At 63.6% G+C, this 24,239-nt stretch carries 23 protein-coding genes; 5 read left to right on the top strand and 18 right to left on the bottom strand.

The features are described 5' to 3' along the window. The first annotated feature begins 28 nt into the window (after positions 1-28). A complete protein-coding gene (locus A5686_RS17645; RefSeq protein WP_067936907.1) occupies positions 29-334 on the top strand; it encodes a PE family protein in 306 nt (101 codons plus the stop codon). 108 nt (positions 335-442) lie between these two features. On the opposite strand, the gene A5686_RS17640 is transcribed toward A5686_RS17645, so the two are convergent. From A5686_RS17640 to A5686_RS17570, 16 genes are all read right to left on the bottom strand, one after another. Next, positions 443-754, bottom strand: coding sequence for a hypothetical protein (locus tag A5686_RS17640; RefSeq protein WP_067936904.1), 312 nt, complete (start codon positions 752-754; stop codon positions 443-445). A gap of 31 nt (positions 755-785) precedes the next feature. Continuing rightward, a complete protein-coding gene (locus A5686_RS17635; RefSeq protein WP_067936898.1) occupies positions 786-1,451 on the bottom strand; it encodes a nitroreductase family protein in 666 nt (221 codons plus the stop codon). Then, entirely contained in the window at positions 1,448-1,837 is a 390-nt protein-coding gene (locus A5686_RS17630; RefSeq protein ID WP_067936896.1) for a RidA family protein, read from the bottom strand. Before A5686_RS17630 ends, A5686_RS17635 begins: the two co-directional genes overlap by 4 nt. A gap of 93 nt (positions 1,838-1,930) precedes the next feature. Then, entirely contained in the window at positions 1,931-2,461 is a 531-nt protein-coding gene (locus A5686_RS17625) for a cupin domain-containing protein (protein ID WP_231986407.1), read from the bottom strand. A 155-nt stretch (positions 2,462-2,616) separates the two neighbouring features. Beyond that, positions 2,617-3,387, bottom strand: coding sequence for an SDR family NAD(P)-dependent oxidoreductase (locus tag A5686_RS17620; protein ID WP_067936894.1), 771 nt, complete (start codon positions 3,385-3,387; stop codon positions 2,617-2,619). 310 nt (positions 3,388-3,697) lie between these two features. Further along, on the bottom strand, positions 3,698-3,916 hold the full coding sequence (locus tag A5686_RS17615) for a ferric uptake regulation protein (protein WP_067936882.1): 219 nt from the start codon (positions 3,914-3,916) through the stop codon (positions 3,698-3,700). A 62-nt stretch (positions 3,917-3,978) separates the two neighbouring features. Further along, positions 3,979-6,924, bottom strand: coding sequence for an RND family transporter (locus A5686_RS17610; protein WP_067936879.1), 2,946 nt, complete (start codon positions 6,922-6,924; stop codon positions 3,979-3,981). After that, positions 6,921-7,343, bottom strand: coding sequence for an MmpS family transport accessory protein (locus A5686_RS17605; RefSeq protein ID WP_197520615.1), 423 nt, complete (start codon positions 7,341-7,343; stop codon positions 6,921-6,923). The genes A5686_RS17610 and A5686_RS17605 overlap by 4 nt, the downstream gene beginning before the upstream one ends. Positions 7,344-7,487: 144 nt before the next feature. Beyond that, positions 7,488-7,721 carry a hypothetical protein gene (locus tag A5686_RS17600; RefSeq protein WP_067936873.1) on the bottom strand — a complete coding sequence of 78 codons (234 nt, stop codon included), beginning with the start codon at positions 7,719-7,721 and terminating at the stop codon, positions 7,488-7,490. A gap of 279 nt (positions 7,722-8,000) precedes the next feature. After that, a complete protein-coding gene (locus A5686_RS17595) occupies positions 8,001-8,897 on the bottom strand; it encodes an NADP-dependent oxidoreductase (protein WP_231986408.1) in 897 nt (298 codons plus the stop codon). Positions 8,898-8,979: 82 nt separating this feature from the next. Next, on the bottom strand, positions 8,980-10,503 hold the full coding sequence (locus A5686_RS17590) for an NAD(P)/FAD-dependent oxidoreductase (protein WP_082947683.1): 1,524 nt from the start codon (positions 10,501-10,503) through the stop codon (positions 8,980-8,982). Continuing rightward, positions 10,490-11,002 (bottom strand): hypothetical protein, encoded by a 513-nt coding sequence (locus tag A5686_RS26775; RefSeq protein WP_231986406.1) that lies wholly within the window; start codon positions 11,000-11,002, stop codon positions 10,490-10,492. Before A5686_RS26775 ends, A5686_RS17590 begins: the two co-directional genes overlap by 14 nt. An 84-nt stretch (positions 11,003-11,086) precedes the next feature. Then, positions 11,087-11,533: a cupin domain-containing protein gene (locus A5686_RS17585; protein ID WP_067936870.1), complete on the bottom strand. Its 447-nt coding sequence runs from the start codon at positions 11,531-11,533 to the stop codon at positions 11,087-11,089. A 213-nt stretch (positions 11,534-11,746) separates the two neighbouring features. Further along, positions 11,747-12,667: an NADP-dependent oxidoreductase gene (locus A5686_RS17580; RefSeq protein WP_067936868.1), complete on the bottom strand. Its 921-nt coding sequence runs from the start codon at positions 12,665-12,667 to the stop codon at positions 11,747-11,749. Then, positions 12,667-12,909, bottom strand: a complete 243-nt coding sequence (locus A5686_RS17575) for a hypothetical protein (protein ID WP_067936858.1) — start codon at positions 12,907-12,909, stop codon at positions 12,667-12,669. Before A5686_RS17575 ends, A5686_RS17580 begins: the two co-directional genes overlap by 1 nt. A 204-nt stretch (positions 12,910-13,113) precedes the next feature. After that, positions 13,114-14,337, bottom strand: coding sequence for a PPE family protein (locus tag A5686_RS17570; protein ID WP_067936857.1), 1,224 nt, complete (start codon positions 14,335-14,337; stop codon positions 13,114-13,116). A gap of 765 nt (positions 14,338-15,102) precedes the next feature. Here A5686_RS17570 and A5686_RS27340 point away from each other — a divergent pair. Further along, complete coding sequence (locus tag A5686_RS27340; RefSeq protein WP_067936852.1) at positions 15,103-15,405, top strand: hypothetical protein; 303 nt, start codon at positions 15,103-15,105, stop codon at positions 15,403-15,405. A 472-nt stretch (positions 15,406-15,877) separates the two neighbouring features. Here the strand turns inward: A5686_RS27340 and A5686_RS17555 are convergent, their stop codons facing one another. Both A5686_RS17555 and A5686_RS17550 read right to left on the bottom strand, forming a co-directional pair. Then, positions 15,878-17,602 carry a sigma-54-dependent Fis family transcriptional regulator gene (locus A5686_RS17555; protein ID WP_304528447.1) on the bottom strand — a complete coding sequence of 575 codons (1,725 nt, stop codon included), beginning with the start codon at positions 17,600-17,602 and terminating at the stop codon, positions 15,878-15,880. A 110-nt stretch (positions 17,603-17,712) separates the two neighbouring features. Continuing rightward, positions 17,713-19,350: a sigma-54-dependent Fis family transcriptional regulator gene (locus A5686_RS17550; protein WP_304528446.1), complete on the bottom strand. Its 1,638-nt coding sequence runs from the start codon at positions 19,348-19,350 to the stop codon at positions 17,713-17,715. Between the two features lie 393 nt (positions 19,351-19,743). Here A5686_RS17550 and A5686_RS28215 point away from each other — a divergent pair, with 393 nt between their 5' ends. From A5686_RS28215 to A5686_RS17535, 3 genes are all read left to right on the top strand, one after another. Continuing rightward, entirely contained in the window at positions 19,744-20,481 is a 738-nt protein-coding gene (locus A5686_RS28215; protein WP_067936844.1) for a LuxR family transcriptional regulator, read from the top strand. 407 nt (positions 20,482-20,888) lie between these two features. Then, the gene (locus tag A5686_RS17540; RefSeq protein ID WP_067936841.1) at positions 20,889-21,104 is read left to right on the top strand and encodes a hypothetical protein; all 216 of its coding nucleotides are present in this window, start codon (positions 20,889-20,891) and stop codon (positions 21,102-21,104) included. Between the two features lie 209 nt (positions 21,105-21,313). Further along, a complete protein-coding gene (locus A5686_RS17535) occupies positions 21,314-24,082 on the top strand; it encodes a LuxR family transcriptional regulator (RefSeq protein ID WP_082947682.1) in 2,769 nt (922 codons plus the stop codon). Positions 24,083-24,239: the final 157 nt, after the last annotated feature.

Below are 24,239 nucleotides of genomic sequence, written 5' to 3'. Positions count from 1 at the left end.
CATCGGGTCCGCCAGGGCAGGAGCAAAGATGAACAATTCATTCCTAACCGCGCAGCCGGAGATGCTGACGATAGCGGCTGATAGCCTGCAGATTATCGGTTCGGACGCCGTCGCCGCAAACACTGCCGCGGCCGCTTCGACCACCGGGGTGATACCTGCGGCAGCTGATGAAGTGTCGGCGCTGATGGCGATGCAATTCGCCGCGCATGCCCAGAACTACCAGACGATCGGTGCCCAGGCGGCGGCTATCCACCAGCTGTTCGTAACCACCCTCGGGACGAGCGCAGCTTCGTATGCAGCGACCGAAGCCGCTAACGCGGCAGCGCTCGGCTAATTCAACCAATACTCGTGTTACGACAACGCGTTTCATGCCTTATCGACCCCGAGACGGACGCCGCGGCTGGTACACACTTACAACCACCCTCGCGTCCTCGCTACTGGGTCAGCCGACGTCCTCGTCGTCCTCGTCAAACTCTTCGCGCGCCACGGTGTAAAACGACGCACCATCGTTTGGGCTCCCACTGACCTGACCACGGTGGCGCCGGGGCCACGGCGGCGGGTCCTCGGTGTAGCGAAGCTCGGGCTCCTCAGCGGCTAGTCGCTTGTCCAGCGTCAGATTTTCCACCGGCGAGATCCAGCGCAATGGTGCGTCGACCACGATGTCCCCATCGTCGTTGCGCACCTCGTCGGAGTCCAGGGATTCGCTGGGGCCCAGCGTATTATCGGGTCCCGGGTCGTCGTAATCGCCGTCCATTGTTGTCCTCCTCGGAAGCTTCGTCAGCCGCTCACCACCGGTCGAAATGCAACACGTCGTCGAGCGGAATCCGTTTGGCACGGCGGAAGGTCGTGCCGGTGTAGTAAGCGGTGGGGATGGTTGTGGCGTGATAGACGTTGTCGGGCAGGCCGAGAATGGCCCGCATCTCCTCATCGGCCATTATGGTCACCCCGGTCCAGGTGGTTCCCAAGCCCCGAGAACGCGCCGCGAGCATGTAGCTCCACGTAGCGGGCATGATGGAACTCCAATATTGGTTGGCGTTTTCGCCCGTCAGCGTGCCGTCACCGTCGATGACCTCGACGCACGGGATCATCAAGACGGGCACCTCGCCAATGTGCTCAGCGAGATACGTGGCACTGTCGGACACTTTGCGCTGCTGGCGATTGCGCTCGGGGTCGTCCTTGAACCGCTCGGCGACCGCGAAGGGGGAGGCGACGATCCAGTCCCATGTGCGGCGGTACACATCGGCGATTGCCCAACGCTGTTCGACATCGGTGACGACGATGAAGCTCCAGTTCTGGACGTTGGACGACGTCGGTGCCTGCACGGCGATGTCCAGGCATTCCCGGATCAGGCCGATGGGAACAGGTTTGGTCAAATCGAGACGTTTGCGCACGGAGCGGGTCGTAGTCAGCAGGGCGTCGGTGGACAAGTCGACGATGGGGTAATCGCTCATGCCGGCAGGATGGCGATGACTTCGACTTCAACGCGGATGTCGGGCCACACCAGCCCGTCGATGATGCTGAACATGCCGGCGGGCTCGTGGCGGATGATTTCATTGCTCACCGCCAGGTAGGCGGCCGCATTGTCACGACTGGTGACCCATTGGCGCATGTAGACGATGTCGGTGAGCTTTGCGCCGGCCTTGCCGAGCGCGTCTTCGACATTGGCCCAGCACTGCCGGGCTTCGTCGGTGAAGTCCTCGGGCAAGGTGCCGTCTTCACGTACCCCGGGCGTTCCCGCGACGAAAATGTATGTGCCGCTCCCGGATACGGCGACAGCGTCGGCATATTTGCCGATGTGATCGGCCACTCCGGTGTGGATACGGGAAATCGTGGTCATCTCGAGACTCCTGGTGATGTGGGGTTTTATTCGGTGTGTAATGGCTCAGCGGTGGACCACACAGAGGCCCTCCGGTGGCGTGCTTGTCGCGCGTCAAAGAGGTTCGCCGGGAAATCTCAAGTTGAAGCGTTTGCATAGTTCGGGGATGCTGTCGACATCCATCTCCAGGTCGTACCGCCCGCAGAGTTCATCTAGGGCCTCCGTCGATATTTTGTCCACACCGCCGAGGTCAGAAAGCTCGTCGAAGAACTGCTCAAATCCTGCGGGGGAAATGATCTCTAGGATGCGCGCGGGCTCATCACCGGCGTTCCAGAATGTGTGCCACTGGCCTCGCGGCTTCAAAATGAAATCACCGGGTCCGCCGTAGAGCACCTCGTCGCCAAGCAAAGCGCCTACGCGTCCCTCGATGATCCAGCTGTATTCATCTTCGTTGCGGTGGCGATGAAGCGCTGAGGCCAGCGCTCGGGGTGACATGGGATGCTCGAGGACGGAGAAACGCCCCTCGGCCTGAACCTTATCGAGAATGTGGCGGACACCGACCGTCCCAAGGAACACGGACTTGCCTTCGGTGCGGCCAACAGACTTGGCCGGCGGGCCGCCCGGCCTGAAGATGTCGTTTGTCACTGCAATCTCTCCTTCTCGCGGTTCAACGCGTCGACCGCGGCCAGGTTGCGTTGTATTCGTGTGACACGGATGCCCCTAAGCTGAGTGCGCGGTCGATTGTCCAGCGCGCCAGATGTTTTCGCGCTGATTCACCGTCGACCAAGGTCGCCATGGGGTTACTTGCGGCCGGCCATGAAGCCGCCGTCGACGTTGAGAATCGCGCCGGTGACCCAGCTGGCCTGGTCGGAGAGCAGATAGATGACCGCGTTGGCGACGTCGGCGGCGCTGCCGACTCGTCCCAGGGGATGCAGCGGCGCGAAGGCGTCAAGCGTCGAGTCGATCTCATCCTTCGGGACCCATCGCTCCAGAGCGGGGGTCTTCACGGCGGCCGGTGCGACCGCGTTGACGCGGATCTTATGCCCGGCAAGCTCGATGGCCAGGTTATGGGTGAGCGCATGCAGTCCGGCCTTTTGCATCGAGTGCCCGGCCGACGGGGTCACGCCAACGGCCTGATGCGCCCACATGCTGCCGATGTTGACGATGGAGCCGCCTTCCCCCCGGCCGATCATGCCGTCAACGACGGTCTGGGTCAGGAAGAACAGGGCATAGTTGAGCTCCAGGTACGAGTCGTAGAACTGCTCGTCGTACTCCAGAAAAGGCTTGGGGATGAAGAATCCGGCCGCGTTGACGAGCAGTGTCGCGTCGCCGTGCTGTTCGGAAAGCTCGCGCTGCACATCGGCGATAGCGGCGCGATCCGTCAGGTCGGCGGCGATACCCCACGCTTCACCACCCCTGCTCGTCAGCTCCGCGACCGTATCGTCCACCCGGTTTTTCGAGCGTCCGACGATCACCGCGCTGCCGCCGTGATCCACGACGTCGGTCGCGGACTGCCGGCCGATGCCGGCGCTGCCGCCGACGACGACGGCCTTCTTGGCCTCAAAATGCATTCGGGGTCCTTCCTGGTTCTATTACCGGCTTCGACTGGACCGCCGAACTTCGATCGACAACGCCTAACGGCCTCACTGGGACGCTCCGCTAGCGGGCCGACTATCCCGCTCGGTTGTGGTCGTACTGAGCCTGCGGCCGCGCGGGGTGAGCTGTCATCACCCCAGCGACCGGTTCACCCGGGTGACTAGCGCGCCACGGCGGACCGAAGGGTGGATGCGAGGAGGTTGGACAACTTCGGCGAGCTCAAGGGCACTGAAAAGGTTGTTTGCCGTCGTCGCGCAGCGCAGTACTGGATCGACGCCGATCGGTCTACGCTTTGGAGTGCGACGCCTTGGCGGCTTCGCGCCGCGCCTTCTCTTTCACGTGGGTGGAGCAGCAATGCCCCACTTCGCAATGGAATCGGTCACTGCAATCATGCGAGCAATAGACTGATGCGGCCGGAAGCCAGTCGGGATCGGACAGGTCGCGCTGCCGGTCGTTCGGATCGAACGTATGGCCGCAATGCACACAGGTCTTGACCTTGACCATAAGGGCTAGGGTACGCCCCATCGGCCCAAATCTGTGCTGGTTTCAGTTCGACGGCAAACAAACTACGTTCGCGCGAGCGCATGCCGCGGCTGGTGCAACAGTGCACGAACCAGCGGGCGCGGCCCGACGGACCGAAGCATCTCGCTGGCCGGGCGGACGCGTACCCGCTTCGGCCACCAGAACCAGCGCCCCATCACGGTCATGATCGACGGGGTGATGAGCGATCGGACTACGAAGGTGTCGAACAGGAGGCCGAGCCCGATCGTCGTGCCGAACTGACCGATCGCCCGCAGATCGCTGGTGATCATCGTGGCCATGGTGACAGCAAACACCAAACCGGCGGCAGTCACCACCGGGCCGGTGAGACCCATGCCGCGGATGAGTCCAGTTTTCAGACCAGCTCCGATCTCCTCCTCGATTCTGGACACCAGCATCAGGTTGTAATCCGAACCCACCGCCAAGAGCACGATCAACGCGAATTCAGTTGCCACCCAGTGCAACTGGAAATTGAGAAGGTGCTGCCAGATCAGTGTCGAGAACCCGAAGGCAGCCCCCAGCGACATCACGATCGTGCCGACGATGACGGCCGCGGCGATCAAAGCGCGGGTGACGATCACCATGATGATGAAGATCAGCATGATTGAGGCCACCCCGGCGATCATCAGGTCGTACTTGGCGCCGTTGGCGATGTCGTAAAACGTTGCGGCGGTACCGCCGAGGTAGATGTCGGCGTTCTGGAGCGAGGTGAGTTTCAGCGCCTCCTTGGCCGCTTGGCGTTCCTGATCGACGGACGAGATTCCGGGCGTCGTCGCCGGATCCACCGAGTGAGTGATGATGAAGCGAGCTGCTTTGCCATCCGGCGATACCATCAAACTCAGACCGAGCAGGAAGTCCGGGTTCTGGAAGATCTCGGGCGGCAGATAGAAGAGGCTTTCGATCTGAGAGTCGTTGAAGGACTTGCCCATCACGGCGTTCGTATCGGTCAGCCGGTCGAATTGATCGACTAGATTGTCGAATGTGCTGTAGATGGTCATCGTGGTGTCACGGATCGCCTTCGAGGTGGCGATATTCTGAGGAATGATCGCCAGCAGTTCGCGGGTGGCTTTCGCCGTGTCGCCGAGGTCGTTGGTGAGATTGTGGAACTGCTCGGCGAGCTGATCGAATCCGTCAAGGGCGTCGAACAAACTCCGTAGCGACCAGCAGATCGGGATGTCGAAGCAGTGTTTCTCCCAGTAGAAGTAACTGCGAATCGGTCTCCAGAAATCGTCGAAATCTGCGATATGGTCTCGGATCTCGTCCGTGATGGCCGCCGTGTTGCCCGCGGTTTTCGCGCTGTCGTCCGCGGCGTTCGCGAGTTTCTGGGTCACCGCGTACTGGCGCTCTAATAGGGAGATCAGGGTATCCAGGTCACCGACGATCTTCTTGATGTCGGCGATGCGATCCTTCAGGTAAGTCAGGTTGCTGCGGATCGGCGCGCTTTGCACGCTGAGCTGAAACGGAACGGATCCGTCTTGGATCGGGGGCCCGAGAGGTCTGGTGATGCTCTGTACCCGTTCGATGCCGGGCACCCGGAAGATGGCTCCTGCGACCTTGTCCAGGACCAACATGTCGGTCGGATTGCGCAGATCGTGGTCCGATTCGATCATCAGAATGTCCGGGTTCAAGCGGGCCTGGGTGAAGTGTTGATCGGCCGCGTCGTAAGCCTGGATCGAGGACGCGCTCTTCGGTAGGTAGTACAGGTCGTTGTAGCGCGGATTGAAGCCCATCAACCCGATCGCCCCGACGATCGCCAGGATGACCGAGCTGGCGAGGATGGGTGCCGGCCACCGCACGATGGCCGTCGCTAGACGGCGCCACCGGGTGTAGTTGAACTTTCGCTTCGGATCGAATAGACCGAAACCGCTCGCGACCACAATGAGGGCCGGTGTCAGGGTCACCCCGGCGGCAACGACGACCAGCAGACCGACTGCGCACGGAAACGCCAGCGAACTGAAGTAGGGCAGGCGCGTGAAATGCAGACAGGCCAGCGCACCGACGATCGTCAAACCCGAGCCCAGCACTACCTTGCTGACCCCGGCGAAGGTGTCGTAATACGCGGCTTCGCGGTCCAGCTTCCGTTCGCGGGCTTCTTGATAGCGGCCGACCATGAATATCGCGTAGTCGGTCCCCGCCGCGATGGCCAGTGCCGTCAGTAAGTTGACGGCAAAGGTTGAAAGCCCCATGATGCCGGTTGCGCCCAATAGCGCGACTACGCCTCGGCCGGTGGCCAGTCCGACGAACAGGATCAGCATCGTCAACAGCACGGTGCCGATGGATCGATAGACGAACATCAGCATGATCGCGATGATGACAATGGTGATGATCGTCATCTTGAACAGGCTGGCGTTGCCGACCACGATCGTGTCGGCGGTCAGGGCTCCCTGGCCCGCGACGTAGGCCTTCACCCCGGGCGGCGGCGTTGAGTCCGCGACGATCTTGCGAACCGAAAAAACGGACTTGTCCCCGACCGCACCGCCTTGGTCGCCGCGCAGGTTTACCTGGACGTAAGCCGACTTATGGTCGTGGCTCTCGACACCCGACGCCGTGAATCTTTGTCCCCAGAAATTCAATACGTGCTCGACGTGTTCGTGGTCCTGTCGCAGCTTGTTGACCAGATCGTCGTAATACTGGTGGGCGTCCTGGCCGAGGGGATGATCACCGACCAGGGTCACCAGCACTAGATTGTCGGAGTCGTACTCCTTGAATTTCTGCCCGATGTGCTTCATCCCGGTCACCGACGGCGCGTCGGACGGCGAGAGCGGCACCGAGACGTCCTCGGCAACCGCTTCCAACTGGGGCACGAACACGTTGACGCCGACGGCGATCAGCAGCCAGATCACGACGATCGGCAGCGCCAGAACGCGAATGGTGTGGGCTAGCCGCGGTTTTCGCGCGACTTCGATGTGTGGCGCGACCGGAATCTCGTCGGTGTCGGTCGTGTCGTCCGTGTCGCTCGTGTTGTCGGTCATGCGGATTTGTCCAAGCACGAAACTTGCGCGTTGCGCGTGGTGGCCTGCTGTTGATCAACCAATTTGCCGTCAACGGTGATTCGGCAGCCAATGGAGGGGCTGTCGCCCTGAGCGACGACGTAAGCGAAGATGCCGGGCATCTCGGCGACGATCGTCTGAGACCACGGCAACGTGGTGAAGTTGGCCTTTTGCGGGAGTGCCTCGGCATCCATCCAGTTGACGACGCCGGTTGTCCCGGGCGGTCCCAGGATTTCGTAGATGGCGGTCTTGGCTGCATACGGCGGGGTAGCGTCCCGGGGATCGGGTTTGGGCAAGCCGGGTCCCGGGAAGACGCCGTGGAGTCGGTCCACTGCGACGCCGCCGATGATCAGTGCCACGACCACAACCAGCGGTACCCATATTCGCTTGATAAGCGTCAACACCGTGCACCCCGCTTCGGAAATGTCGACGGGCTGATATTAGGGCATTCCTTCGCTTGCGCCACCGCTAGCCGAACGCCAGAGCCGTCGAGTTGATTCCCGCAGTGGCCGCCAGAGCCATCAAGCACCTGCGTGCAATGCGTTTCACCATGACCTTTCGTTGAGCGTGTAACGACCACTACCGAACAGACGGCCCACCGGAACGCGTCCGAACAGATCCGAAATGGACCCTCCGGGGAGAATCGCGGCCGCCGTTGCCAGTAGGTAGCCGTCGATGATCCATTGCTGCGACGCCAGGCCGCCGCCGACGTCGTGCTCGGTGGCCGGCAAAGCCACATTGATCACGGTGGAGTCGAGGAATGCGAGCATGGACACCATCCCGCTACCACCATCCACGGCTGGTCGGCGCCGCGTCGCGCACCATCACGGCGGAAGCCGGTTTGCGCGCGACGATGACTGGGCGCCACACCCGTTGCGTGCGACAGAGCTCGCGAATTCGCTCAGCTTTAGCGTCACCACCGACACCGATTGCACTCGCACAGAGCTCACCACAGCGCGCTCCGCCGTGGGTCAATCAGTCTCATTGCCAGTCTTTTTCGCGTCGCATGAGGTATGTGCAGCCGACCGGCGTCACTATCGACGAAATCGGCGGCTGGCCTAACGTCGTGAGATGTCTTTCGAGAGGACCACTCCGTTGGGCTCGCGGCCTGCGACGACCTGTGCGAGGGCGTCCGCGGCCCGATCTAGATTCCAGGAACGCGGGATTGGCATGCGCAACCGATGGGAGTCGAGTAGTTCGGTGAGGCGGGCGAGTTGAGCGCCGTCGGAACGGACGTAGACCGCGGTTACGCAGATGCCGCGGGTGGGTGTGGGCGGGTCGGGGGTGATGGTGGCCAGACGGCCACCATCGGCGAGGGCGGTCATCGCCGCAGCAGCACCCCCGGGGGCGGCGTTAGCGACGGCGTGGATGGACCCTTTCGCCAACGCGTTTGCGTGTTGTGGCCAGAGCGGATCGCGGTAGTCGATTACTTCGCGAGCGCCATACCCACGGACCCGCTCGGCGCTGCGGGGACTGGCGGTGGCGAGCACATCAACCCCGCGCAGGGCCGCGAGCTGGACAATGAGCCCGCCCGTGCTTCCGCCCGCGCCATTGACGAGCAACGTCTCTGCACCGTGCAGGGCCAACGCCTCGCCGACCAGCTGCTCGGCAGTCAACGCCGGCACCGGAAAGATCGCCGCCATCTCCCATGGGATCGCGGGCGGTTTGCGGGCGAGCGATCCGACCGGTGCAACTAAAAGTGGGGCCCACGTCCCTTGGTCACGCAGCGGCACAGGGTGGCACAGCACCTCATCGCCGATACGGAAACCGTTCGGGTGGGCGCCAATGGCCTTGATGACCCCGGCGGCCTCGACGCCAAGCGCTAGTGGTGGTCTCGTGCCAACGTCCCAACCGCCGGTGCGAATGATGTCGTCCCAGTTGCCAACTCCGGCGCTGCGAACGTCAATGAGGACCTCGTCGGGAGCCAACGGTCGTGGCTCATCCACCTCTAGCATCTCCACTTCGCCGCCGAGCGCGCTTACCCCCGCTACAAGCATGGCCACAGTGAGACTACCGGCCGGTCGTACGTGATTCTGGTTACTCTCGACGGCCAAGATCTAAAGCGCTTGATAGATAAGGTGATTCGCTCGTGCGTCCTTCTGCACATTCTGCTCCCCCGTTGTTCGGTCTCGGGACAAGTTCGGACTCTTGGGCCAGTAGCAGATCCCAGACCTGATTGACCGTTGGATGTGGCGCGACGGCATGGCGTAAGAGATTGACTGGGACCTTCGCGAGGATGGCCAAGGTGGCCGCCTGAATCAATTCCGAGAACTCCGGGCCGACGAACGTCGCTCCGAGCAGTGTGTTGGTCTCGGCGTCAATGACCAATTTCGCCCATCCTTCGAAGCCATCTCGGAAAAGGGCTAGGAACGACAATGTCCCAGGGTAATGGGCAGTTCGCGTCCGTACCGCGAACCCTTCCGCTCGGGCCTGGCTTTCCGTGCGCCCCGCCCAGGCTATTTGAGGCTCGGTGAAGATAACCTGCGCAAGACTGCCCGCGTCGCGGGCCGCCAACTCGTTTTCCCTCAATTCTCGCCCCGCCGCCCGGGCCGCGATGATTTCGGCCACGAGACGGCCGTGATAGGTGGAGATATGAGACAACCGCGCGCGCCCGGTGGTGTCTCCCAGGGCGTAGAGCCAACCGCCTGTGACGCCGACTGCCTGGAGATGGTCATTCACTAAAACGGATTCACCGCCTGACAGGCCGACAGTTTCCAGGCCGATGCTCTCGGTGTTGGTGCGTCGTCCGGCCGCTAGGACGAGTTCGTCTACCTCGATGGTCTGGTCGTTGAAAGCTGCGGTCACCGGGCCGCCCGCCACGGGGCGGGTAACCGCCGACAACTCTGTCTGAAAGTGAATCGTGACGCCTTTGCTTCGCAGTGACTGCGCGACCAGCTCGCGGGCTTCGGGTTCGCAGTTGTGAAGTACTGTGTCCCCACGTACCAGAAGTGTTACCGCGGAGCCCAAACCGGTCAGGATGGTCGCGAACTCGACGCTGACCGGACCGCCACCCACCACCAGGGTCCGTGGTGGCACTTGCGTCATGGTCGTTACGTCCCGATTGGTCCACGGGCGCGCTTGCGCCAACCCAGGTATCTCGGGCACGTTGGGACGAGTTCCGGTGGCCAGAATGACCGCGTGGCGTGCCTCCAAAACGGTTTCGGTGTCGTCGGCGTCGGCGACGCGCACTGTTCGTTCACCGCTCAGCCGGCCGGACCCATGAAACACTGCTACACCGGCTTGCTGCAACGATACTGTTCGATCTTGATCGGAGAGATGCTCGATGATCATGTCGCGCTTGGCGAAGACGGCCGCAACGTCTGGCCTTTCGCCCGAAATAGCTTCTCGCACACCAGGAACTGCCCTTGCGAGATTGAACACTTCGATCGGGCGAAGCAGTGTTTTACTCGGGTTGCAACCCCAGTAATGACACTCCCCACCAACCAGACGATCCTCAACGAGCGCTACCGCAAAGCCTTCCGCTGCAAGCTTCCGTACGGCGGCTACGCCGCCCACTCCGCCGCCCATCACGACAACGTCGAAGTATTTACCAGTTTTCATCCACCCTCGCTTCCGACCAACGAAGATCGTGGTTACGGCCACATGATCGGCAGACAAGGCGCCCTGGTTGTGTGGTGGTTTCAGTGGTGTGCGGCGGCGGTGCGGTGCCAAGTATCGCGTACGCAGCGCCTGCGCTTGCTGCGGAGAAGACGCTGTAACTAAGCGGTGTTTCCACGCCCAGAGATACCGCCATTGCGGTCCCGAATACTATGAGCACCAAACAACTTGCCATGCCAACAAGTTTCGGCCGCCAGCCGGTCAGGAGCAAAATCCCCAGGGTCGTTTCGATGGTGGTGGCAGCCCAGACAATGACGGCCAATGGCCATCCAGAGGCAAACGGAACAAGCTGGCGGGCATAGTTGGCGAAGGCGGCCATGCTCCCCCAGCTACCCTGCCCAAGCGGCTTCCACCAACCGAATCGGTCGGCGACAGCGGACAGAAAGGCGGCCGCGAGCGACAAGCGTAGTGCGATCCGGACAACCCGGATGGCGCTTGGCATGTGCACGGGCTCCCTCCGCTGTCGTATTGCCGCACTTAGAGACTGTCTTCAGTTGTTGGTGCCGACCGTGCGCATCGTGCGTCGCTAACGCGGCGGCTCAGTTCCGGTGGGGTCGTCGGTGGTGAGTGGGCCGTCTCCGGTATCGATCAGGAAGACCGCGAGTAACTCAGCGGGTTCGGTGGCGCTGGCATTTTCACTGACCGTGTGGTGCGCGCCGGGAACTTCGCTCCACGTCTCACCGGGGTGATAGACACGTTCAGGTTCACCTTCGACTTGGCTGCGGATCGCTCCGGAAATCACGTAGGCCATGATGAACGCCGATTTCGCGTGGTGGTGCGCCTCGCTTTTAGCTCCGGGAGGATAGCTGACGGCCACTGCTTCAACTGATTTGCCCGGAATATTGCTGGGTTGATTGAAAACCACGCGGACATTTGGGTTCTGACCCGAATGTTGTGGTGCCGGCTCGGCGTGAGCGGCGGGCGGAAGCATCACCGCGGTAGTCAGTGCGGCGAGTAATATCTTCAAGGCCATTTTAAAGCTGCCTCACTTTTGGATGTCTTGGCGACTCGCCGCGCAACGTCACCGGCCCCGGCACCCGCACCCGCGCCAACGTCACATGCCTGTAGAACCTTACGTGCACCAACATATTTGGTTGACCTGCACGCGGGTCCACCGCGTCTCGGTGGCACATCAGAGACGAGTGGTTGCCCGCGTACACGCCGTCGCATCACTGGAGGTTCCTTTTCAGTCTTCGGCGACGCGCAGGATCGTCTTGCCGGGGATGCGCTTGCCGGGGGCGAACGCTGCGGGAGCTTCGCTCAGCGGAAGCACGGCGCCGACCACCGGCTTGAGGCGTCCGTCCCGTACCCGCGCGGCGATCTCGGCGAGCTGGGCCCGATCGGCTTCGACAAGGAAGAAAATTGCCCGCCCGTCATGCGGCTGGGTCTTCGGTGGCTCGGCGATGGTGACGAGCGTCCCGCCGGCGCGCACCAGAGCGGCCGAGCGGTCCAGGATGTCTCCGCCGATCACGTCGAACACGACATCGACTTCACCTGCGTCCTCCAACTTTTCGGCCTCCAGGTCGAGGAAGGTGTGCACACCGAGCTCCCCCGCCCGGTCTCGGTCTGCGGTACGGCCGGTACCGATGACGCGCGCACCGACCTCGCGAGCGAGCTGCACCGCGATCGACCCGACCCCCCCGACGGCGCCGTTGATCAGAACCGTTTGTCCGGCGGCGAGACGGCCATGGTCGAACAGGCCCTGCCAGGCGGCCAATCCGGAGATCGGCAGTGCCGCGGCCACAGTATGGTCGATGTCCATCGGCAGCGGTGCGAGATTACGGGCTTCCACAGCGGCGTACTCCGCCAGCGACCCGTTGCGGGCCCAGTCGGCGAGCCCGAATACCCGTTGACCAACGGTCAAAAGGGTGGTGCCGTACCCCAACTCAACCACCACGCCAGACAGCTCGTGACCGGGCACGCTCGGCGTCCGGTCTCTTCCCCCGCGGTCGATCCATGTGTGCGGCCAGTCAAGCTCCCCGCGCGTGAAACCCGCGGCGTGTACCCGCACGACGACGTCGTTGTCGGCAGCCTCGGGGTAGGGCAACTCCGTCAGCGACAGGCCAGCGACACCGGCGTCACGATCTGAAACAGTGATGGCTTGCATTACAGGTCCTTCCTGAGGTGGGTTGTTGTCGGATGAGCCAAGGGTTGCGGTTGCACGCTGATGAGCTCAAGGCCTAAATCACGGACCCGGTCGAGGAGTCCGTAAAGCTGTGACTGATCGCGGATTTCACCGGTGAACACGGTTTCGGTCCCACCGGCCTCCAGGCGCATCCCTTCCAATGCGGACCCGAGCCGTTCGGTCACGCGGCCTCGAATGCAGATCTGATACACCGTCCGCTGCACTTGACCCTCCGCCCGCCAGCTGCTGACTCAGCATTCACCGACGCGGGGTGAGTCGTCATCACCCGCATAGCTAATTCACCCGGGTGAGTGCAAGGTGTCATTGGGTAGATCGAAATACGTCGGGGTGGGCGCCGTCAAAGTTGGGCTGCCCAGCGACCGGACGGGCGGCGAGAGCCAGGGGTCTGCCATGGGAAGCGCGGTGTATCAGCCCCAGCTGTGGCCATCCGGCGGTCGCGGCGTCACGGTGACGGTGATGGTGGGGCGGCCCTGACGGGGAGCACCGCGGATGCTGCGTACGGCCGTGCTCGCCAAAAGCATTTCATTGAGCAGGTTTTCCGGGCTCGATGTCAGAATCGTCGGGGCGGTACCGGGGAGGACGTCCGGCCATGCCACCGCGACGCGTCTGATCGTCGGAGTGGCCGCGGTCCAATTCGGCGGCACCGACAGCGCGCCGATCGACGAGGCCCGGCCCAAACCCGCTGTCAATGCCGGTGCCGGACCGTAGCCCGGCCCCGGGTCTGCCGAACCCGATAGCGCGAATCCGGGCGCTGAGCCGCCGGGCAGCGCCCCCAAACGTTCCAGAATGGCATCCATCTTGCTGGCACCGTCTGCGTCGTAGCGCACCGCATATCCCAGGCCCGCATACGACCCGCCCGTGCCCGTCGACGTGATTGACGTCGCCGCCGACGAAACGGCCAGGTTCACCGGGCTCAGCAAGCTGAGCAATTGCGAGAACGACGAAAGTGATGGCGCGGCGGCCGTGGGCAGCGCAAGTCCCTGAAGGACGTTGGGTACCGCGGAAAGTAGCTGCGAGCCCGTCGACATGATGGTCTGGGTGCCCGTACCGGCTGACGTGGCGGCGGCGTGCGCGACTGCAGCAACCTGGCCGGCGACCCCGGCCGGGTTCGTGGTGGGCGGGGGCGAGGTGAACGGCGGTAGCGCCGAAGCGGCAGCGGACGCGCCGGCATACTCATACATTGCCCCGGCGTCTTGAGCCCACATTTCTGCGTACTCGGCTTCGGTGGCCGCGATCGCCGGGGTGTTTTGGCCGAGAATGTTCGTCGCGACGAGCGCCATCAACAGAGTGCGGTTGGCGGCGACCATCGGTGGGGGCACCGTCATCGCAAACGCGGCCTCGTAGGCGGCTGCGGCGGCGGTGGCATGAGTAGCGGCCTGCTCGCACAGCGCAGCAGTCGTTGTCAGCCAAGAGACGTAGGGCGTGGCGGCGACCGTCATCGCCACCGACGCGGGACCCAGCCATGCCGCTCCGGTCAGGTCCGAGATCACCGACTGATAGGAGGCCGCCGTGGAATATAGGTCGGCGGCCAGCGCGCCCCACCCTGCTGCGGCAGCCAGCATCGATCCGCAGCCAGGCCCGGAGTACATGCGGCCGGAGTTGATCTCTGGTGGCAACGCCCCGAAATCCATCTTCGAAAACCTCAGGGTCCCTTGGCTACCGGGTCGCTTCGCGGATGTGGCGGCCGCTGGGTGGCAGTGAGGCACGGACAAGCCGGGCGGTGCAATGCGGCAGCGGCAGCCTGACGCCGACGACGGAAGCCGCGCGGACCGGGCGCCGTCGAGCTTTTCGTGCCCGGACCACTCCTTGACCGGGGGGCGCCGAACCCGACACGGCGGCGGGTGCGCTCATGTCAACACTTCCGCCACGGGTTCATCGTGCGGGCTCTGGGTTAAGGGCCGACGCGCATGCCCTGCACAAGCGCGCGCCTTGCCGGTCAACGAATCTGGGTGACTCACTTGGTTTTTGGCGCGCGGCTCCGCACAACGGGCATTGTTGGTCGGCGGCCGCTTGCTTGTCACGGCGCTCCCAGACGGCCGCTCGTCCCCGCGCCACCGCCTTGCGGCGTCGCCAGCCCGCATAGGCAATCACCCCGGCCGTGACCGACGATCCAGCACAAATGGCGGCGGTGACGCCGAAATCGATCAGCTGACCATTGATCAGCATGAGGGCCGCGTAATCACCGGAAACCACAGCCACAAACAGGGCAGCGACGCGTAGCCGGGTCATGATGCCGGCCCCTCAGGCCCGATTGGGCGCACAGAAAAGACACTGCGCAGGCATCCAGTGGGACGCCCGCAGGTGGCGCATGCCGGGCGGGTGCCGCATCGCGACGCCATCTCGCGTTTGTCACCCACGTAGGTCGCCATCGCCCATCGCACGGTAGACAGGCAAGCTTGACAGAGCGTCTCGACGAGGTCGCCATCCGGGGTCAGCCCCATCTGGTCGCATCCGTCAACGGCGTGTATCTCGGCGACGGCCACCGCCGGCGCACCGCAGGCACTGCCGGTCGACACCCGCTGGGCACTGCAGATGGGCTGCAACGCGTGAAGTTGATCCTCGATCGCCCGGACGGCGTCTATCGCGGCATCTCCATTGCGATGCGCCCAACGCCGGGCAAGGGCGGTGGCGTCCCGTATTCGATGCGGCAGCCACGGGCTTCGCGCGGCGGCCGAGCCGTGTTCAGCAGCCGATCGTAGAAATTGGCGACGCTTCATCTGATTTTCTCCATTTGTGGCGATGGGTTCCGCGGTGATCAACGCAGTAAGGTTTTTCACTGTCATCGCGACACGTTGCTGGCTTTGCGGCCCGAATGCAGATCCGGTACATGGCTGGATTCACGTACCGTCCGCTCGCGATCTGTTAAGCCAGGATTAACCGACGTGGGATGAGTGGTCATCACCCGGTGAAAGGATTCACCCGGGTGATTCGCCGATTATTCGAACATCACGATCAGCCGACGAAACCTGCTGCAAGCGGGATATCCGCAACTGCATGATCGCGTCGACCGAGGCTGGCAGCCTAATCGTCGACGGCGACTCGGTGCGAATCGGTGGGAAGCGGTCGGCCGCTCATCGGGTTGCGCAAAGGATTGCGGCCGACCGGCATACCCACGCCGAGCTCCGCGAATCATTGTCGGTCAATGCCTTTAGGGCCGAAAAGCGAATCACGTTACGCGATGCCGTAGTCGTTTATCTTGCGGTAAATAGTCGCCCGCGACATTCCCAGGGCACGAGCCGCCTCTTGCTTGTTACCGCCGTTGTCTTGCAGGCTACGGACAATCGCGTCGCGCTCGAGCGCTTCCATCTGGGTCAGCTTGCGCCGGGTGACGGAGCGGCATTCCGGTGGCAACTTGTCGGCGCTGATGATGCCCGTTCGTTGGCGGGCAACGGTTTCGGTTAAAACCCGCCGCAGCTGCGAGACGTTGCCCGGCCACGGCAGCCTGCTCAGTTGACGCATAGCGGCGGGTGCCAGCTCCACCTCAGCACCCCGGGTGATCTCGCGCAGCAACAGCGGCACTAATTCTTCGAGGTCGTCAATCCTGTGTCGCAGCGCCGGCACGGTGACGGTATGAGTAAACAGCGGCAGCAGCTGCTTGATCGGTGCTGACGGAGGCGCGGAACTTTTGGTCGCCGCGACCCATCCCCGGCCTGCCCGCGTGGCCAGGATCGAGGTGATCGATTCGAGTGTGTCTTTGTCGATTTCATCCACGTCGGCGATCACCACTGCGAAGTCCTCGTCGTCGGACTCAGCAGCCAGCTCGGCGACGAGACGCGCGGCGCTGGGAAATGTCTCGGCACGCATCGTCCGGACGGTTCGGCCCGGTTTCACATCCTGCCCGATCGCTTGCGCCAACCGTGACCTGCCGGATCCTTTCTCTCCTTCGAGGATTACCCAGTCTCGGTCGCGGCAGCACTGGCGCACCTGCTGGCAGCAGCGCAGCCAGGCGCTGTCGTGACCTGCCAGACCGGGGATTCGAGTGTTCGCCGGCCGGCCGGTTTGGTGCGGGTGCGAGTCGGTCTCGGCTGAAAAATCAACGTGGAAAACGACATTGGTTCGGCCACCGCGCGTCGTCGAGCGGTCGGCAGCAGTGATTTTGGCGATGCGCCCGCTTGGCAGGACAGCCAACACCGTGCCCGATAACGTGGAGCTCAGCAGATCCGAGGCGTGTTCGAGCAGCGCGGTCTGCTCGTTGCCGTCCAGCGCCCGGCGCAGGTAGGGGTTCATCAACACCACGTCGCCACCAATCGCGAGCACACCGCTCGAAGAGTGCCCCGTCTGCTGCAGGTACGTCTCCAACAGCGCGGTCTCACCCTCATGAGCCACCAGCCGCATGCGATCCTCGATTTGGCGACCGGCGCTGGCGGCCAGCGCGAGCAACAGCGGATCGGATTCGTCGGCCAGACAACTCAGATTGACAGCGCCGATTACCCTGCGCGTTATCGGATCCCGGATCGGCGACCCCGCGCAGGCGAAACCGGTGAACATGGTGACGTAATGCTCGCCGCCTCGGATGAACGCGGGGCGCCCAGTCTCCAGTGCGGTGCCGATTCCATTGGTGCCCGCCACCTCTTCAGCCAGGCTATAGCCCGGTACGAGACTCACCCTGTCCAACGCGTTGAGGATGGACACCTGCGGGGCGGTCCGCTCAACCACCACCCCATCGGTTGCTGTCAGCACAACGCTGACAGCTTGCGCAGCCAGATCATCGGTGACGCGCCGCAGCACCGGCGCGGCCGCGCGCGCCAACCGCGAGTTCACATTGGGTTCACGCACATACGGGAGCTCGACCCGGTCGGGGTGTACGCGCAGGACCTGGGACCGACGCCAGGAGTCCAGGACACTGGGCTGCAGAATGTCCCCATCGATTGGGCGCACCGCGTCAACAGACCCCATGGTCAGAAACTTTTCCCTGACACGCTGAAATTCGGTCGTTCGGCTGGCCTGCGACCCCATCCTCGAGCTACCTCGCCCCTTTCTCGCGGTCACCATATGGCTTTGGCGGGTCAGGCAATGCCGTAATCCCGCATCTTGCGATAGATGGTTGCCCGCGACATACCCAAGGCTGACGCAGCCTTCAGTTTGTTGTCGTCGTTGTCCTCCAAGCTGCGGACGATGGCGTCTCGCTCAAGCGCCTCCATCTGGGTGAGCTTGCGCCTCGCAAGCGATCGACACTCGGGCGGCAGCTTATCGGCACCGATGACGCCTGAACGTTGCCGCGCAATGGTTTCCGCAACAACTCGCCGCAACTGTGCGACGTTACCCGGCCAGGGGAGCTTACTGAGTTGACGCATCGCAGCGGCATCAAGGCGCACATCGGTGCCCGAGGTCAGTTCGCGCAACAGCAACGGCACCAATACCTCGATGTCTTCAATCCGGTGCCGCAACGCGGGCACTGTCACGGTGTGGGTGAACAACGGCAGCAGCAACTCAACCGTCGGTGAAGGCGTCGACAAACTCATCGTCGCTGCGACCCATCCGCGACACGCACGGGATCGCAACACCGGAACCATCGCTGCCAGCGTCTCCTCGTCGATGCAATCCACGCCGGAAATCACCACGGCAAAGTCATCGCCATCGGTTTGGGTCACTATCTCGGCGACGAAAAGAGCTGGCGTCGGGAATGTTTCAGCCCGCATTACCCGCACGGTCTTGGTCGGGTGCACGTACTGTGCGACAGCCTGAGCCAGCTTGGCTCGTCCAGATCCCTTCTCGCCCTCTAGCATTACCCAATCTCGATCTCGGCAACATCGCTCGACCTGCTCACAACTGCGTCGCCATGAGCTGCTGCGTCCAACGAGGCCGGGAATGTGCGACACGACCGATTGGGGAGGCCCGACACGGTGGGCCGTTGCCTCGGTGGATAACCGCACATGGAAAACGACGTTAGTTCTGCCACGGATCTCCGCATGGTCGGCAGCAGTGATCTTGGCGATGCGCCCGCTCGGGAGGGCGGCCAGCGCGGTGCCCGGCAGCGTGGAGCTGAGCGGATCCGAGGCGTGTTCGAGCAGTGCGATTTGATCATTGGTGTCGAGTGTCTGGCGCAGGTAGCGGTTCATCAGCAACACATCACCGCCGATCGCCAGCACACCGAATGGGAACCGTCGCGCCTGGTCGCGATACGCCTGCAGAAGCGCGATCTCGCTGGCGTGCGCCGACTCTCTCAGTCGGTCTTCTATCTGGCTTCCCAGGCTTTTGACTAGCGGTAACAACACCGGATTCGAACGGCTGGCCCAGCAGGTGAGATCAACGACGCCGACGAGCCGTTGAGTTACCGGGTCACGGATCGGCGTACCAGCACAGGCAAGCTCGCCCAAGGACCCGACGAAATGCTCGCCGCCACGAATGACCGTGGGCCGTCCGGTTTCGAGCGCGGTGCCGATCCCGTTGGTACCGGCGAATTCCTCGGCGTAGCTGTAGCCGGGGGCGAGGCTGACCGAATCCAGTGCTTTCATGAGGGCTCGTTCCGACGCCGAGCGCTCCACGATTACGCCGTCGGCCGAGGTGAGGATGACCGACATCGCCTCGATGGTCACGTCCTGCGTGATCCCCTGTAGCACAGGCTGCGCGGCGTGGGCTAGGCGCGAGTCGGTATCCGGCTGCCGAACATAGGGCAAATCGAGCCGGTCGGGGTGAACCCGCATGGCCTGGGACCGACGCCAGGAGTCCAGGACGCTTGGGGGCAACGTCTCCGCCTCCAAGGACCCCTCGCACAAGAACCGTTCCCGCACCCGTCGAAGGTCGGTGCGGACGTCGGCGCGCAAACTCATCGACGCATGCACCTCGCTTCCGACCGCGCGGTGCAGCCGACCCCCAGATGCCGGCGTCCTCGGTTGAAACGCGCAAGCCTGCTCAGATTGAGGCACCCAGTATACGTCCGCGGCGGTGTCATGGGTCACGTCAGCTAATTGCACCCACGTGCATCGCCCAGCGCCGATCGGTCGGTACGAGGCGGTATCCTGGGGATCTTCCACAGTCCACTGTCAGGAAAAGCACGTCTGGCGACACGGCGGCGAAGAGGCGACCATCTGCATGCCATGGACCTGATCAACCGCCGCACTGAGTGCACCCTGCTGGACGGAGTTCTGCAGGCGGTGCGGTCGGCAGACAGCCGGGTGCTGGTCCTGCATGGTGATCCGGGTGTTGGTAAGTCGGCGTTGATGGACTATGTCGCGAGCCGAGCGGCCGGCTACCGCCTGGTGCGCGCGGCGGGTATCGAGTCCGAGATGGAGCTTGCATACGCAGCGCTGCACCAGCTGTGCGCACCGCTGATGGATCGCCTCGACGATCTCCCGGCACCACAGCGCGATGCACTGGTGCAGGCACGTTCTCGCGCGCTGCTCAGTGAGGCTCCCGAGGCTAAGCAGTTATACCGGGAGGCGATCGAACGGCTCGGCCGTACCCGCATGCGCGTGGAACTGGCCCGCACGCACCTACTCTATGGAGAGTGGCTGCGACGACAGCGCCGCCGCACCGATGCCCGGGCGCAACTGCGCACCGCGCACGACATGTTCGACGCGATGGGCATGCAAGCCTTCGCCGAACGCGGCCGCCGCGAGCTGTTGGCCACCGGCGAGACGGCTCGAAAGCGCACATCCGCAGCAACTGGCGCAAAGCTGACGCCGCAGGAAGAACAGGTCGCGCGGTTAGCCGCAGAGGGGCTGACCAACCCCGAGATCGGCGCGCGCCTTTTCATCAGCGCCAAAACAGTTCAGTATCACCTGAGCAAAGTTTTCACCAAGCTTGGTATCAGCTCCCGCAGTCAGCTTCATTAAGCCCTGCGAATCCCAAATCTGACCCTCCGGGTCGGAGCCGGCACATCCACTGGTCAATGGAGGCGCTGTCATTGACCAGCCAGTGCGGCGGACGGCGACCACTGACGGTCAGCATGCTGGCGCGCCGACTAGGCATCGGCCGATGCGAACGCGGAGCACCTTGCCGCACGCTTGGCTCATTGACGCAATCAATGCTCGAGACGGGGCGACGAGTCCCGACGTCGAGGGGATTTGCAAAGGAGATGGCCGAGACGTGAACACGTGGCGTTCAGTCGGTCAGCCGGTGTCTCACTTTGAGACGCGCATTCACCTCATCTTGAGACGCTCACCTTCCGCCCGCGGCGGTGTCATGGGTCATGTCAGCTAATACACCGGCCACCCGGTGACCCAGCGAAAGGCATGGAGAAATGACTATTTTTCAGCTGACCGATCGCCTACACGACGGCCGCTCCTTACGCGTCCAAGCAGACCAAATTGCGCCGACGGTGGCCTCATGGCTGGCGGAGTTGGGCGCCTGCAGCCCATTGGCAGAGGAGCTCGGCCAAGCGGTGCGCGATGGTGATTGGCCTGCAACATACGGCCTGGCCGACTATCTGTCGGTGGAAGTCCAGGTGGCAGCATGACGTCTGTCGGGGAGTCGGAGCGGCTTGACCAGGGTCAGCAGGCTCCAATGAGCGTGAAGGCGGTGGCTGCCGCCAGGTATGGTCCCTCGGATCGTCCCCCAACCCCGGGGCGCGCGAAGGTGCCGGGTTCGTCGCAGCAAAGGCTCGGACCCGCGACACATGCTGCGGCGGCCGCCCAGCGCGATAAGCCCCGTCGCGGACCGGGACAGATGCGCATACCGCCGATTCGTGGGCGGGCGAACGAGCTGAAGGTGATCGGCGCGCTGATCACGGCGGTCGCGCAGGGGCACCGGGGCGTACTGGTCATCGAGGGCCCGCCGGGCATCGGAAAGAGCCGCTTGTTGACCGAGGTCTTGGTGCTCGCCGAGAAGGCCGGTGTTCGATCGCTATTCGGCGAAGCGTTTGAGTACCAGCGGATGGTGCCGTTTTCCCCGCTGTTCATGGCGACCCTGCGCGCGGATCCCCCGGTCGGTGATGCCGAGACATTTCGCCACTTGGCCACTTCGGCTGATCACCGCTACTGGGTGGTGCGCGATCTGCAAGCTGCGATACAGGCGGCCGCGTCCCGAATGCCCTTGGCGATTCTCCTCGAGGACATCCACTGGGCGGATAACGCCACACTGCTTGCGCTGCGGTCGCTGGCCGCACAGCGGACCGGTGCCCCGGTGCTATGGGTGTTTACCGTGCGAACCGGCGCGGGCGGGCCGGCCGTTCGCGAGACGCTGAGCACTCTGGAACGCGAGGATGCCAGATTTCTACGGTTGACGCCCATGACACCGTGCGCGGTCGCCGACATTGTGCAAGACGCCGTGCGAGCCAGCGCGGACGCGTCGCTGCTAAACCTGGCCGATAAGGCGCGCGGCAACCCGTTTCTGTTGACCGAGCTGCTGCTTGGACTGGACGAGGACGGCCGGCTCGATGTCAGCGGCGGCCACGCGGTAGCCACCGGAGACGTGTTGCCGCGACGGCTCAGCGACACCATGCAGAAACGACTCGACCAGCTTTCCACCGCTGCAAGCCAAGTCGTGCGGGTGGCCGCAGCGCTGCCAGACCGGTTCTCGGCCCGGCTGCTCGCCGCGATGCTGGAACGCCGGCCGACCGCCCTCGTGCCGGCGGTAGAAGAGGCAGTCCGCGCCGACATACTCATCGAAGACGGTGATCAGATGAGATTTCGGCATGATCTGCTGCGCGAAGCGACGCGGCAATCGTTGCCCCAGTCGCTGCGTCGAGCGATGGAGCGGCAGTCGGCGACCATCATGCTGGACATGGGGGCGGCGTCCGAGGAGGTCGCAACCCAACTCGCCCGTAGCGCTGAAGTCGGCGATCAGGTCGCGATCTCCGCGCTCCGCGAAGCCGCACAGTCGCTGGCCAATAGCGATCCGAGCGCCGCATCAGATTTGAGCAAGCGCGCGTTCGAGCTCCTGTCCCCCCAAGACCCCGGACGTGGGCCACTGATAACGGAAACGATCGTGCTGCTCAATCGGGCCACACGCTACGAGGAGGCGCAACGGCTGGCCAGCACCACCCTGTCTGCCGCACTGGCGCCCGAAGAAGAGGCAGAGCTTCGCCTGCGGCTACCGACGGTAACTACCGAGGCGACCACTCGACACATCGAAGAGAACCGCCGTGCGCTGCAGTTGCCGCATCTCAGCGAGGTCACCCGGGCACGACATCGGGCATGGCTGGCATACAACCTGGCGATGTACGGCCAACACGGACAAGATCGCATGGCGGCCAATGAGGCAGCGGCCGCTGCCGCATCCACCGGCGATCTCGAGTCCAACATTCTGTCCGGAATAGCACTCGCCTGCCTGGACTGCGCGGACGGGAATGCGCGCCGCGCCTTACACCGCGTTGAGGAACTTCAAGCCTTGACCCCCACGGACGATATGACCGCTCATCATCTCGCTGCGGTTCATCTGGCAAACCTGTTTGCGGTCGTTGGACAGTTGGAAGATGCCGCGGCGCTGGCCGCGTGTCGCACAGAAAAAGCCCAGAAGGAACGCGACGGTATGGCGCTTCATATCTGGGCCATGACCTCGGGGGTGGTGCAGCTGGCTGCGGGCCGGTTGTCGGCTGCCCGCGCCGCTACCGAGTGGCTGCCAACGCCGGAGCGAACGGGATGGACCTTGGTCGACGCGATGAGCATGTTCACGCTGGCGGAGGTGGCCGCGCGCACCGACGACCGAACGTTGTTGCAAGAGTTGCTAACCGAGGCGCACGGCGCCTACTCCGATGGTTCACCTGCCGTACGTCGCAGCGCGGCCGGCGCGCTGGGGCTGGCGGCGTGGCAGCACGACGACGTTCGTGAAGCGGTGCGCTGGCTCGGTGGCGACATCTCGCTACTCGTGACGCCGCTCTTGCCGACCGTCTTGGATCAGCTGACCTTGACCGCGCGGGTGGCGTTAGCCACCGCTGATGCCGGCCTGCGAGCGCATCTTCTCGACGACGTTGACGTGCTCGAACGCGAGCGTCCCGGGGTTCGGTTGTTCGCCACAATCGCCCAACAGACGCGCGGGATACTCGAGCGTGATATCGAGGCCCTGGTGTCGGCGGCGGAGTCGCTTCGTTCGTCGGGGCGGCCGCTTCTCTATGCCGGTGCTGCCGAGGACGCCGGTGGCGAGCTGGCTCGTGTGCAGCGCAATGCTGAGGCGCTCGACCAGCTGAACGCGGCATTTGACACCTACATCGAATGCGAGGCGATTGCCGATGCGCGCCGGGTGGGTCGCGCGCTGCGCCATTTAGGCATGGAACGGCGCATCGTCACGCGCCCGCGGGCAAAAACGGGCTGGGACAGCCTGACCGAGTCCGAGCTCAAGGTGGTCAACCTGATTGCCCAGGGGGCGACGAACCGCGCTGTCGCGCAACAACTTCACGTTTCCCCCCACACGGTGAAGACCCACGTGCACAATGCTTTTGCCAAGCTCGGAATCACTTCCCGCGTCCAGTTGGCGCAGCTCACGCGTGGCGCTGATTGATCGACAGCAAATCGGTAGGTGACGTGGGCACGCCTACAATGACGCGCATTGCAGTGACAATCCGGTAGATAGGACACCCCGTGGGGCCTCCAACCGGCATTTTTGACGTCGGCGGTCGGCGGCTGGTCACTCCGCCGATTCGGGGGCGGTCAGACGA

Source organism: Mycobacterium sp. E2479, assembly GCF_001667925.1.
Taxonomy (GTDB): domain Bacteria; phylum Actinomycetota; class Actinomycetes; order Mycobacteriales; family Mycobacteriaceae; genus Mycobacterium.
Note: the sequence above shows the minus strand (reverse complement) of the source record. Positions and strands in the feature narration are given on the sequence as shown.